Source organism: Pseudomonas tensinigenes (assembly GCF_014268445.2).
GTDB lineage: Bacteria > Pseudomonadota > Gammaproteobacteria > Pseudomonadales > Pseudomonadaceae > Aquipseudomonas > Aquipseudomonas tensinigenes.
Map to the genome: position 1 here is coordinate 3,125,433 of NZ_CP077089.1, position 12,531 is coordinate 3,137,963.

Annotated in this window: 13 protein-coding genes; 10 read left to right on the forward strand and 3 right to left on the reverse strand. The window is 59.1% G+C overall.

The features are described 5' to 3' along the window. The first annotated feature begins 170 nt into the window (after positions 1 to 170). Together HU718_RS13780 and HU718_RS13785 are read left to right on the forward strand one after the other, a co-directional pair. A complete protein-coding gene (locus HU718_RS13780) occupies positions 171 to 1,817 on the forward strand; it encodes a phospholipase D-like domain-containing protein (RefSeq protein ID WP_186616336.1) in 1,647 nt (548 codons plus the stop codon). Between the two features lie 391 nt (positions 1,818 to 2,208). After that, the gene (locus HU718_RS13785; protein ID WP_186616337.1) at positions 2,209 to 3,768 is read left to right on the forward strand and encodes a TerC family protein; all 1,560 of its coding nucleotides are present in this window, start codon (positions 2,209 to 2,211) and stop codon (positions 3,766 to 3,768) included. A 158-nt stretch (positions 3,769 to 3,926) separates the two neighbouring features. Here the strand turns inward: HU718_RS13785 and HU718_RS13790 are convergent, their stop codons facing one another. Both HU718_RS13790 and HU718_RS13795 read right to left on the reverse strand, forming a co-directional pair. Continuing rightward, positions 3,927 to 4,358, reverse strand: a complete 432-nt coding sequence (locus HU718_RS13790) for a thioredoxin family protein (protein ID WP_186616338.1) — start codon at positions 4,356 to 4,358, stop codon at positions 3,927 to 3,929. A 91-nt stretch (positions 4,359 to 4,449) separates the two neighbouring features. Next, on the reverse strand, positions 4,450 to 4,854 hold the full coding sequence (locus HU718_RS13795) for a hypothetical protein (RefSeq protein ID WP_186616339.1): 405 nt from the start codon (positions 4,852 to 4,854) through the stop codon (positions 4,450 to 4,452). A gap of 424 nt (positions 4,855 to 5,278) precedes the next feature. Here HU718_RS13795 and HU718_RS13800 point away from each other — a divergent pair, with 424 nt between their 5' ends. The 8 genes from HU718_RS13800 (at position 5,279) to HU718_RS13835 (ending at position 12,121) form a co-directional block, all read left to right on the forward strand. Then, the gene (locus HU718_RS13800; protein ID WP_007912334.1) at positions 5,279 to 6,127 is read left to right on the forward strand and encodes a transporter substrate-binding protein; all 849 of its coding nucleotides are present in this window, start codon (positions 5,279 to 5,281) and stop codon (positions 6,125 to 6,127) included. 51 nt (positions 6,128 to 6,178) lie between these two features. Next, complete coding sequence (locus HU718_RS13805; RefSeq protein WP_003225455.1) at positions 6,179 to 6,841, forward strand: amino acid ABC transporter permease; 663 nt, start codon at positions 6,179 to 6,181, stop codon at positions 6,839 to 6,841. Positions 6,842 to 6,850: 9 nt separating this feature from the next. Beyond that, positions 6,851 to 7,513 (forward strand): amino acid ABC transporter permease, encoded by a 663-nt coding sequence (locus HU718_RS13810; protein ID WP_186616340.1) that lies wholly within the window; start codon positions 6,851 to 6,853, stop codon positions 7,511 to 7,513. Beyond that, positions 7,510 to 8,301, forward strand: coding sequence for an amino acid ABC transporter ATP-binding protein (locus HU718_RS13815; protein WP_073474746.1), 792 nt, complete (start codon positions 7,510 to 7,512; stop codon positions 8,299 to 8,301). The genes HU718_RS13810 and HU718_RS13815 overlap by 4 nt, the downstream gene beginning before the upstream one ends. 29 nt (positions 8,302 to 8,330) lie before the next feature. Beyond that, positions 8,331 to 8,720 carry a RidA family protein gene (locus HU718_RS13820; protein ID WP_007912330.1) on the forward strand — a complete coding sequence of 130 codons (390 nt, stop codon included), beginning with the start codon at positions 8,331 to 8,333 and terminating at the stop codon, positions 8,718 to 8,720. 310 nt (positions 8,721 to 9,030) lie between these two features. Further along, complete coding sequence (locus HU718_RS13825; RefSeq protein WP_007912327.1) at positions 9,031 to 9,795, forward strand: IclR family transcriptional regulator; 765 nt, start codon at positions 9,031 to 9,033, stop codon at positions 9,793 to 9,795. Positions 9,796 to 9,834: 39 nt separating this feature from the next. Continuing rightward, entirely contained in the window at positions 9,835 to 11,049 is a 1,215-nt protein-coding gene (locus tag HU718_RS13830) for an amino acid deaminase (RefSeq protein WP_186616341.1), read from the forward strand. 133 nt (positions 11,050 to 11,182) lie between these two features. Beyond that, positions 11,183 to 12,121 carry a sugar kinase gene (locus tag HU718_RS13835; protein WP_186616342.1) on the forward strand — a complete coding sequence of 313 codons (939 nt, stop codon included), beginning with the start codon at positions 11,183 to 11,185 and terminating at the stop codon, positions 12,119 to 12,121. 108 nt (positions 12,122 to 12,229) lie between these two features. Here the strand turns inward: HU718_RS13835 and HU718_RS13840 are convergent, their stop codons facing one another. Beyond that, positions 12,230 to 12,505, reverse strand: a complete 276-nt coding sequence (locus HU718_RS13840; protein WP_007912322.1) for a peptidylprolyl isomerase — start codon at positions 12,503 to 12,505, stop codon at positions 12,230 to 12,232. Positions 12,506 to 12,531: the final 26 nt, after the last annotated feature.

Here is a 12,531-nt window from a genome sequence, read left to right on the forward strand (position 1 = left end):
TCGGCAATTGTTCTACCGTCTTCGCGAGCAGGCTCGCTCCCACCCTGGAATGCGTTCGAATGTGGGAGCGAGCCTGCTCGCGAAGGCATCGACTCGATACCCGATCCGGAACACCAAAACTCGCATCCCTGCTCTATGCTGCACCCCAGTCCAATCACAAGGAGTGAGCGATGCGCGTACTGGTCAAAAATCCCGCGGACGATTTCCGCGTCAAAGCCTACGCCGGTACCAACGGCGTGCTACTGGCCATGGATCTGGCCGAACCGCGGCGCAAGGGCCTGCTGGGATTTGCCATCGAAAAGCAGCAAGGCGCCAAACCCTGGTTGTTCCTGTTCAACAGCCTGACATTCCCGGGCAAGGCGCACACCTTCCCCCAGTTCCACGCCACACCGAGTGATATCGCACCACTGCAGAAATTTCGCTGGGCCGATTACGCGGTCAATCCGGGCATGACCCTTCATTATCGCGTGCATCTGGCCTACGGCACTGCGGATGCCGTGCAGTTGGGCGAGTCGCTGCAACTGACGATCACTTCCGATGACGGTCAGCCGAGCAATCAAAGCGTGATGTTCAATCGTGCTGTCGCCGCCAGTCAGGCCTTTCAGCGCAAGTTTCCCGAACTGGACGCACTGATCAGCGCCAACAAGCACATGCCCATCGAAGCCTGGCCCGACGCGCCACGGCAATGGCTGGAAAACGGCTTGCTCGCACGCTTGCTCGGGTTTATCGAGCGTGCGGTCGATGACCAGTGGGCGCTTGATATCGCGATTTACGAGTATCAGTTGCAGGCGATCGTCGACGCGGTGAATGCGGCGTTTGCACGGGGCGTGCAGGTGCGGGTGCTGTATCACGCCCGGCCGGATGATGAAGACACCGCGATCAACGAAGCGAGCCTGGCGGCACTGCCTTCCGCGAGCAAGCGCGGGCGAGTGACCCACAACATCTTTCACAACAAATTCATGGTCCTCAGCCGCGTCGGCGTCAGTGGGGAGCAGCAGCCTGAAGCGGTTCTGTGTGGCAGCACCAATTTCACCGCCAACGGGGTTTATCGTCAGGCCAACGTGGTGCATGTGCTGGACGACGAATCGGTTGCTGCCAGTTATCTGCAGACGTTCGAGCAGATCTGGGTGCAGCCGGATGATCTCGGCGCCACCCGTGACTGGGTGTCCGAACACAACCCGATAAATCCGCAGCAACCGTTGTTCGCCGGGTTCTCGCCGCGTACCGGCGGTGCTGATCTGCGTGAGTTTGTCGAGATCATCGGCGCAGCGAAAAAAGACGTGCTGTTCGTCACGGCATTCTCGCTGCCCGACGCAATTCTCAACGCCTTGCTGGGTCAGCCCCACGACGACATTTTGCGCTATGGCCTGCAAAACACTGCCAGCCGAATCACCGGTTTCCATGCCGACCGCAGCGCCGAATTCGCCGCCACTGCGTTGCTCAACACCGGGCTCGAAGGCTGGTTGCGCGAGAACATGAAAGGTCAGAAAGGCAACCTGCTGGTGCACACCAAAGCGGTGGTCACCGATTTCACCACGGACACGCCGACGATCATCAGCGGCAGCCACAACCTCAGCGTTTCGGCGAGTAACGGCAATGACGAAAACTACCTGATCATTCGCGGCGACACCGATCTGGCCGATCGATATGGTCTGGAACTGCTGCGGTTCTACGAGCATTACCGCTTCCGTTATTTCGCGAAGAAACTGGCGTTGAAACAGGTAAGTCCATTGGCGCCGGATGACAGTTGGACCAATGATTACTACATCGAAGGGGATTTGCGGCAGTTGTCCCGGCTGCGTTTTGCCGGACGCTGACACCGTACTGTAGGAGCTGCCGAAGGCTGCGATCTTTTGACTTTCGAATTAGATAAAAAGATCAAAGGATCGTCCGATCGCGGCCCGAACCTTCGGCAGCTCCTACAGTGGGTTTCGGTGCGGATTACAGATTTTGAAATGATTTGCCTCTGTAGGAAATGTTCCCAATACCTGTACGCTCCAAGGCCATTTTTCATTCAGGATTTGCATGAACACCCTCTCGGAGCCTCCCAGTCGCACCTTCCCCTCGCGCCATGGCGCGGTCTTGACGCACTCGCAACATCCGGTTTTCCGACATCCGACTATCGTTGCTAACGCGGCCCCAGAGCCTTCGCGTTGCGCTTTGCCGTGTCCGGCAGCCTGAATTCACCGAGAGAGATAGAGACGTTTTATGGAATGGTTAGCGGATCCCACGGCCTGGTTAGGCTTGTTGACTTTGATCGTGCTGGAGCTGGTGCTGGGTATCGACAACCTGGTGTTCATCGCAATCCTCGCGGACAAACTGCCACCGCATCAGCGTGACCGCGCGCGGATCATCGGCCTGTCGCTGGCGCTGATCATGCGCCTTGGCCTGTTGGCGAGTATTTCCTGGCTGGTGACCCTCACGCAGCCGTTGTTCGAGGTGTTCGACAAGAGCTTCTCCGGCCGCGACCTGATCATGCTGTTCGGTGGTGTGTTCCTGCTGTTCAAGGCGACCATGGAATTGCACGAGCGCCTTGAAGGCCACATCGGTGAGCGCACGACCAACGCCGCTTATGCCTTGTTCTGGCCGATCGTCGCGCAGATTGTGGTGCTCGACGCGGTGTTCTCGCTGGACGCGGTGATTACCGCCGTGGGCATGGTCGATGAACTGGCGGTGATGATGATCGCGGTGATCATCTCGATCGGCTTGATGATTGTCGCCAGCAAGCCGCTGACGCGCTTCGTCAACGCGCACCCGACGGTGATCATGCTGTGTCTGGGCTTCCTGATGATGATCGGTTTTGCCCTGACGGCCGAAGGTCTGGGCTTCCACATTCCGAAAGGTTATCTGTACGCCGCCATCGGTTTCTCGATTCTGATCGAGGTGTTCAACCAGATCGCCCGGGCTCGACGCAAGCGCTCGATGCAGGGCTTGCGGCCGATACGCGAGCGCACGGCTCACGCGGTCATGCGCTTGCTGGGCGGGCGCAAACTGGCGGCGGAGGAGGTCGGCGAGGAAATTTCCGATCTGCTCGACGACGGTGACGCGCCAAGCGCGGAACTGTTCGATCGTCGCGAGCGGGTGATGATCAGCGGCGTACTGCAACTGGCCGAGCGCCCGATTCGCGGGCTGATGACCGTGCGCGCCGATGTCGACACCATTGATCTGGCCGATGACCGCGAGGCGATTCGCACCCGTTTGATGCATTCGTCCTACTCGCGGCTGCCGTTGATTCGTAATGGTGCGGTGGATGAGCCGCTGGGCTTCGTGCACAAGAAAGAATTGCTCAAGGAGTACTTGGCCGGCGCCGAGCCGAATCTGGAGCACTTGGCGCGCAAGACCATCAACCTGCTCGACAGCTATTCGATCCTCAATGCGCTGGAGCAGATGCGCGCCGCTTCGACGCATATTGCCTTCGTAGTCAACGAATTCGGTGATTTCGTCGGGGTGTTGACCATGACCGACATCCTCGAATCGATCGCCGGTGAGTTGCCGGACGCCAGCGAAATCGAAGGTCCGGACGTGATCGAGGAGCAGGGCGGGTTTATCGTCAGCGGCGCGTTGAACCTGTCGCGAGTGCACCAACGCACCGGGTTTGGCGCCAAGCCGACCGAGGACTATCAGACCCTGGCCGGGTTGGTGATGAGCCTTCTGGATCGATTGCCGGTGATCGGTGATCGTCTGGAGCTTGAAGGCTGGCACATGACGGTCAAAGCAGTGGAAGAGCGGCGGGTGACGCGGGTGCTTTTGGAGCGCGCGCCAGCGTAATCCTTGAGTTCTCTACTAACTGTGCCGGCCTCTTCGCGAGCAGGCTCGCTCCCACATTGGAACGCGTTGCAAATGTGGGAGCGAGCCTGCTCGCGAATGCTTGGGTTCAGGCACCGCAGTATTCACTGATGAAAAGTGTAGTTTTTCAGTCCGCATGTTCAACACAGACTCCGCAGGCGTGACCGAGGAACAGTGCGCAGAGTACGAAATGTTCGACGCAGCCAAGACAGATCATGCGTTCGCTTTCGGGGCGCAGTGGGCACTTTGGTCTTGCCGACATGCTCGGCGAAATCCCGCGCGAGGCTTTCTTCAGTGCCGATGCCTTTGAGTTTTTTCACCAGCCTGCCGTTCTTGTAAAACAGCACGGTTGGCGTCTCGGTCACCAGCGGATGACGCGCAGTTTCACTGGTATTGAGCATGTAGATATTGGCGCGGTGCCGGTACGGCTCGGCAGTCTGGCGAAAAATCGGACCGGCCCACTCGCAGGCGGGGCAGTGCTCGTTAGCGAAATACAGAATCACCGGGCGCCAGGTTTTCAGGGCTTTGCGATAGGTGGCAGGCAAGGCTGCGAAAGGGGTTGTCAAGTCCATTGGAAACTCCCTTTTTCGGACTGCAGTGGTGATGCGTTCACGGAAAAAACGAGCCGTCACGAGATGAAAGCTCGCTTTCAAGAGTATTGGCTCAGAGCAGCTTGGATAGCGTTACATCGCTGAAATAAGAGCCAAGTTCATCAAACGTACCGTCATTGGACTCAACCTTCACCGTGAACTTGAGTGTCGCGAGAGGGGCGTCGAACTCTTGGAACTTGATCGTCCAGCCTTGGTTACCTCCGACGTCAAGTTCAACCGGGTTGCCTGTCGGAAGTGGTTGCACAGTGACGCGGCCAGCATAGCCAGGCAGTGTTTTCATTCTTGCCGAGATCATGAATTTACCTCCGCCCTCGCTGCCCAGGAGAATGTCCTGACTGATGGAGTCAGGAGTCGCGATTATGCAGTGACCATTTACGTAACTGACGTTATTCGGGGTTGTTGCTGTCCAGTGTTCGCCCTGATTCGCAAAATCACCATTTTTAATCAGATTGGCCATTTCAAAAGTCCTTATTGAGATTTTAAGTTCGGTTCCTGACCCGTTCGGTCCGGACCAGTAGGCCTATCAATTCACCGGTCAACAACTGTCAACTCTGACAGGTCGAGCGGTAAATCCGATGAGCGGTCACTTGCGGTCAAGCCATTTTCCAACTCCGATTCAATGCTTTATCTGTGCATCAATCGGTCGCGCACATGCCCTTGAATGTGACGTTACTTCCCAATCGGTTGCCCTCAGTAGCGAAGTTCAAACCTCTATTGGCAATGGTCGCGCGCAGATCCGCGGGCTAACTTGTTGAACCGATTAATGTTTCCGAAGACCTGGGTTTTATTGCCAAAGCTATGGCACACTTTCTGCTGTCTATTCCGTAGTAACAAACCGTGTTCCGGTATAGCGGAATAAACACCATCCTGGAGTGCTTGCCATGCATCGCCGTCCTTCGTTGTTCAAAGCGTGTGTTTTTGTTCTTGCGGCTTCGTCCGCTGTCATGGGTATGGCCCAGGCAGCCGACAGCAAGCTCGACAGTGTTCTGGCCCGTGGCAAATTGATTGTCGGCACTGGCAGCACCAATGCGCCGTGGCACTTTCAGGGCGCGGACGGCAAGTTGCAGGGCTTTGATATCGACATCGCCAGAATCGTCGCCAAGGGTCTGTTCAACGATCCGAGCAAAGTCGAGTTCGTCGTGCAGTCGTCCGATGCGCGGATTCCCAATCTGCTCACCGACAAGGTCGACATGAGCTGCCAATTCATCACCGTCACCGCCAGCCGCGCGCAGCAAGTGGCGTTCACCCTGCCGTACTACCGCGAGGGCGTCGGCCTGCTGCTGCCGAACAACAGCAAGTACAAGGAAATCGAAGACCTGCAAGCCGCCGGCGACAGCGTCACCGTGGCGGTGCTGCAAAACGTTTACGCCGAAGAGCTGGTGCATCAGGCATTGCCCAAAGCCAAGGTCGATCAGTACGACAGCGTTGATCTGATGTATCAGGCGGTGAACTCCGGTCGCGCCGATGCCGCCGCCACCGACCAGTCTTCGGTCAAATACCTGATGGTGCAGAACCCTGGCCGCTACCGCAGCCCAAGCTATGCGTGGAGCCCGCAAACCTACGCGTGTGCAGTGAAGCGCGGCGATCAGGACTGGCTGAACTTCGTCAACACCGCGCTGCATGAAGCCATGACCGGCGTTGAATTCCCGACTTATGCGGCGTCGTTCAAGCAGTGGTTCGGTGTAGATCTGCCGTCGCCCGCCATCGGTTTCCCAGTCGAATTCAAATGATCCCGTGAGAGTGGGGCGATTCCCGTCGCCCCGCTCAAGGTACTGCTGACCATGAACTATCAGTTGAACTTTGCCGCCGTGTGGCGCGATTTCGACACTTTGCTGGCGGGGCTCGGTCTGGGTCTCGAACTGGCGCTGGTGTCGATCGCCATCGGCTGCGTGATCGGCCTGCTGATGGCGTTTGCCTTGCTCTCCAAGCATCGCGCCTTGCGGGTGCTGGCTTCGGTGTACGTCACGGTGGTGCGTAACACGCCGATTCTGGTGTTGATTCTGTTGATCTACTTTGCCTTGCCAAGCCTGGGCATTCGTCTGGACAAGATTCCCTCGTTCATCATCACCCTGTCGTTGTATGCCGGGGCGTACCTGACCGAAGTCTTCCGTGGTGGCTTGCTGAGCATCCCCAAAGGTCAGCGCGAAGCCGGGCTGGCCATCGGCCTCGGCGAGTGGCAGGTCAAGGCCTACGTCACCGTGCCGGTGATGTTGCGCAACGTCTTGCCGGCACTGTCGAACAACTTCATTTCGCTGTTCAAGGACACCTCGCTGGCCGCCGCGATTGCGGTGCCGGAGCTGACCTATTACGCGCGCAAGATCAACGTCGAGAGCTACCGGGTGATTGAAACCTGGCTGGTGACCACGGCGTTGTATGTCGCGGCCTGTTACCTCATTGCCATGCTGCTGCGTTACCTCGAGCAGCGTCTGGCGATCCGCCGATAGGAGGCTGCGATGTACGAATCTCCCAGTTGGTTACATGAATTGTGGATTGCGCGAGAGCCGCTTTGGCAGGGCTTTTTGACCAGTGTGCAAGTGTCGGCGCTGGCGATTCTGCTCGGCACTGTGCTAGGCGTGCTCACCGGTCTGGTGCTGACCTACGGCAAGTTCTGGATGCGCGCGCCGTTCCGTTTTTACGTCGACCTGATTCGCGGTACACCGGTGTTTGTATTGGTGTTGGCCTGCTTCTATATGGCGCCGGCACTCGGTTGGCAGATCAGCGCGTTTCAGGCCGGTGCCTTGGGGCTGACGCTGTTTTGCGGTTCGCACGTTGCCGAGATCGTGCGCGGCGCGTTGCAAGCGTTGCCGCGCGGGCAGATGGAAGCGAGCCAGGCCATCGGCCTGACGTTCTACCAATCCCTAGGCTACGTGCTGTTGCCTCAGGCCTTGCGGCAGATCCTGCCGACCTGGGTCAACTCGTCCACTGAAATCGTCAAGGCTTCGACCTTGTTGTCGGTGATCGGCGTCGCCGAATTGTTGCTCAGCACGCAACAGGTCATCGCCCGGAACTTCATGACCCTGGAGTTCTACCTGTTCGCCGGTTTTCTGTTCTTCGTCATCAACTACGGCATCGAATTACTCGGCCGGCACATTGAAAAGCGGGTGGCCCTGCCATGACTCAAGCTCAAGTTGCTTCACAGGATCAGGCGCTGCTGGACATTCGCGGCCTGCACAAACAATACGGCGCGGTCGAAGTGCTCAAGGGTGTCGATCTGAGCATGCAGCGCGGCAACGTGGTCACGCTGATCGGCTCCAGCGGTTCGGGCAAGACCACGCTGCTGCGTTGCGTGAACATGCTCGAGGAATTCCAGGGCGGGCAGATCCTGCTCGACGGTGAATCCATCGGCTATGACGAGGTCAACGGCAAGCGTGTGCGTCACGCGGAAAAAGTCATTGCCCGCCATCGCGCGATGACCGGCATGGCGTTCCAGCAGTTCAACCTGTTCCCGCATCTGACCGCGTTGCAGAACGTTACCCTGGGCTTGCTCAAGGTGAAGAAGATGCACAAGGACGAAGCCGTCGTCCTCGCGGAAAAATGGCTGGAACGCGTCGGCCTGCTGGAGCGGCGCAATCACTTTCCCGGTCAGTTGTCCGGGGGGCAGCAACAGCGCGTGGCGATTGCCCGGGCGATTGCGATGAACCCGAGCCTGATGCTGTTTGATGAAGTCACTTCGGCCCTCGACCCGGAACTGGTTGGCGAAGTACTTAACGTGATCAAGGGTCTGGCCGAAGACGGCATGACCATGTTGCTGGTGACCCACGAAATGCGTTTTGCCTTCGAGGTTTCGGACAAGATCGTTTTCATGAATCAGGGGCGAATCGAAGAGCAGGGGCCTCCCAAGGAACTGTTCGAGCGCCCGCAATCGCCTCGTCTGGCCGAGTTTCTCAAGAGCACGCGGTTTTAACTTTCGATTTGTAATCAGGAGAAGTACCCATGAGCATTACGCGTTACGGCACCGGCAGCACCGCCGCTGGCGGCCAGCCCCGTCCATTCGCTCGCGCTGTTGAAGCGGATGGCTGGCTGCATGTGTCCGGCCAGGTGCCGGCGGTGGATGGCGAGATCATTGTCGGCGGCATCGTCGAGCAGACTCACCAGACCATGAAGAACCTGATCGCGATTCTCGAAGAGGCCGGTTATGGCCTGGAAGATGTCGTGCGTGCCGGGGTGTGGCTGGACGATCCGCGGGATTTCAGCAGTTTCAACAAGGTTTTCGGCGAGTATTTCAAGCCTGAACACGCACCGGCGCGGGCCTGTGTGCAGGCGAGCATGATGGTTGATTGCAAGGTCGAGATCGACTGCATTGCGTACAAGAAAAAGGCTTGAAAATTGCTGCGTTGCTTAGGCCGCAGCCCCTCACCCTAACCCTCTCCCAAGGGAGAGGGGACTGATCTGTATCGATGCGGATTTTGCGTATGACGCTTACATTTACATCGATACGGTCAGGCTCTTTCTCTCTGGGAGAGGGGACTGATCTCTGTCGATGCAGATTTTGGCAAATGACCACAACATGTGCATCGATACCGTCAGGCTCCCTCTCCCTCTGGGAGAGGGCGGGGGGTGAGGGCAGCAATCCAACTGACACAACACCAAGGGCCAGTTACCATCCGGCGACTTTGAATGGGAACCCACTGAAATGACCGAAGACACCATCAAACGCCGGGCACGCGGTCTGGACCGGGCGTTCGATATCCTCGATTTCCTCAAGGAGATCGGCCAGCCGCTGCGCCCGAACGACATCGCCAACGGCATCGGCAGCCCGAAATCCACCGTCTACGAACTCGTCGCTTCGCTGCTGGAACGACGGATTCTGGAGCCAGTGGGCAAGGACGGTCACGTCTATCTGGGCCGGCAGTTGTACTTTCTCGGTCAGGCGCATTTGCGTCACTTCGACCTCAGCCGCGAGGCCGATCACGCCTTGCAGGAGATCGTCAGCCAGACCCATGAAACCGCGCAGATGTGCCTGCTCAACGGCCGTAAATACACGGTGGCACTAATGAAGGAGGGTGAGCGGCATTTCCGCATTTCCTCCGACATCGGCGAAAACGCGCCAATCCCGTGGACGGCTTCCGGACGCCTGCTGCTCGCGCACTTGAGCGATCAACAGATCATTGACCTGATCGACGAAGACGACTTCATCCTGCCCGATGGCGAGCGTTTGCCTCTAGAACGTTTTCTCGCGGAAATCCGTCAGGCCGGCATCGACGGATTCTTCTCCTTCGACAGTGTTGCCGACACCTTTACCCATTGCTTCGCCGCGCCGGTCAAAGATCCGCAAGGCGTGGCCATTTGCACCTTGTGCATCGTCGCCCCTCGGGCCGATGCGAAGAACAATTACAACGACTATCGCCGGGTGCTGATCGAGAGCGCCAACAGCCTCGCCCGGCGCATCAACGAATAACCGCGGCTGTCTGCGGCCGCGAAAGTGAGGAGTTCGACCATGACGACTGCCAACAAAAACGCTGTGGAAAAGGGCAACGCTGCGATCGGCGCGCACCTGACGCGTGACGTCAGCCTGCCGGCGCTGGTGCTGCATCGCGAAGCGCTGGAGCACAACATCCGCTGGATGCAGAAGTTCGTCAGCGACAGCGGTGCGGAACTCGCGCCCCACGGTAAAACCAGCATGACCCCGGCACTGTTCAAGCGTCAGCTCGACGCCGGTGCCTGGGGCATCACCCTCGCCAGCGCGACCCAGACCCAGGCTGCTTACGCCCACGGCGTGCGCCGCGTGTTGATGGCCAACCAACTGGTCGGCACGCCGAACATGGCGCTGATTGCCGATCTGCTCGCCGACCCGACGTTTGATTTCTACTGCATGGTCGATCACCCGGACAACGTCGCCGATCTTGGCGCTTACTTCGCCTCGCGCGGCGTGAAGCTCAACGTGATGATCGAGTACGGCGTAGTCGGCGGCCGTTGCGGCTGCCGCAGCGAGCAGGAAGTCATCGAACTGGCCAAGGCGATCAACGCGCAACCGGCGTTGGCCCTGACCGGTATCGAAGGTTATGAAGGCGTGATTCATGGTGATCACGCGGTCAGCGGTATCCGCGAATTCGCCGCGTCACTGGTGCGTCTGGCCGTGCAGTTGCAGAACAGCGGCGCGTTCGCCATCGCCAAGCCGATCATCACCGCCTCGGGCTCGGCGTGGTACGACCTGATCGCCGAATCGTTCGAAGCGCAGAACGCCGGCGGGCGTTTCCTCAGTGTGTTGCGTCCAGGCAGTTATGTGGCGCACGACCATGGCATCTACAAAGAGGCGCAATGCTGCGTGCTCGACCGTCGCAGCGATCTGCACGAAGGCTTGCGCCCGGCGCTGGAAGTCTGGGCCCACGTGCAGTCGCTGCCGGAGCCGGGTTTTGCGGTAATTGCACTGGGCAAGCGCGATGTCGCGTTCGATGCCGGTTTGCCGGTGCCGTTGTTGCGTTACAAGGCCGGAGTGGTACCAGCGGTGGGCGAGGATGTCGGTGCGTGCAAGGTCACGGCGGTGATGGATCAGCACGCGTTCATGACGGTGGCGCCAGGGATTGAGTTGCGGGTCGGGGACATCATTTCCTTTGGTACGTCGCACCCGTGCCTGACGTTCGACAAGTGGCGCGTGGGGTTGTTGGTGGATGAGCAGTTGTCGGTGATCGAAAGCATGGAGACCTGTTTCTAAAGCTTGAGACCGAGTCGCGGCCATTTCGCGAGCAGGCTCGCTCCCACAGGGGAAGGCATTCCAAATTGTGGGAGCGAGCCTGCTCGCGAAGGCGCCAGTCCAGACACCCGCGCATCAACAGAGACAGCACAAGATGAACACCCTCAGCCCCCTCGGCCCGAACACCCGGCGCATCGCCCTGATCGGCGAATGCATGATCGAACTGCAGCAACGCGCCGACGGCAGCCTGCAGCAAAGCTTCGGCGGCGACACCCTGAACACCGCGGTGTACCTGTCCCGCGCCATGGGCGACAAGGCCCGGGTTGATTACGTCACCGCGCTGGGCGATGACAGCTTCAGCGACGCCATGTGCCAGATCTGGACCAGCGAAGGCATCGGCCTCGATCTCGTCCAGCGTCTGCCCGGGCGTTTGCCGGGCCTGTATTGCATCCAGACCGACGCCAACGGTGAGCGGCGTTTCCTTTATTGGCGCAACGAAGCGGCGGTTCGCGACTGTTTCACCACCCCGGCCGCCGCGCCGATTCTGGCCGCGTTGCCGGATTACGATGTGCTGTATTTCAGTGGCATTACTCTGGCGGTGCTCGGTGCGCTGGGGCGTGAACGCTTGATCCAGATCCTGGTCGAAGCGCGCCAGCGTGATGCGCGGATCGTTTTCGACAGCAACTATCGGCCACGCCTGTGGACCTCGGTGGAAGCCGCGCGGGCCGCTTATCGCAGCGTTCTGCCGTACGTTGATCTGGCGTTGCTGACGGTGGATGACGAACAGGCGCTGTTCGGTTTCGCCGATTGCGAAGCGGTGTTTGCCGCTTACGCGCAGTTCGGCACGCCGGAAGTGGTGCTCAAGCGTGGGGCCGAGGCGTGTCTGATTCGTTGTGATGACGAGACATTTGAAGTGCCGGCGCAGAAGGTCGAGAAGGTGGTGGACACCACGGCGGCGGGGGATTCGTTCAGTGCGGCCTATCTGGCCAGTCGATTGCTGGGCGGAAGTCCGGCGGAGGCTGCCGAGGCCGGGCATTTGCTGGCCAGCCGAGTGATTCAGGTGCCCGGGGCATTGATTCCGAAACAGGCTTGAATGGCCGCTTGCTGCGCAATCGGTTCGCGAGCAGGCTCGCTCCCACAGGAGAATGCATTCCAAATGTGGGAGCGAGCCTGCTCGCGAAAGGGCCCTGAAGCCAACCCGTCAATCGCGGTAAAACACCTGCACCAAGTGATACCCGAACTTGCTCTTGATCGGCCCATGCACCGTGCGCAGCGGCTTTTTGAAAATCACCGCGTCGATCGCACCAACCATCTGCCCCGGCCGCACTTCACCCAGATCGCCGCCGCGCTTGCCGGACGGGCAGGTCGAAAATTTCTTGGCTAACACGTCAAACGCTTCACCCTTGGCGATGCGTTGTTTGAGCTGTTCGGCCTCTTCGGCGGTTTTCACCAGAATGTGGCGGGCTTGGGCTTTCATCTTGCGGTACCTGATAACGGGGTGAC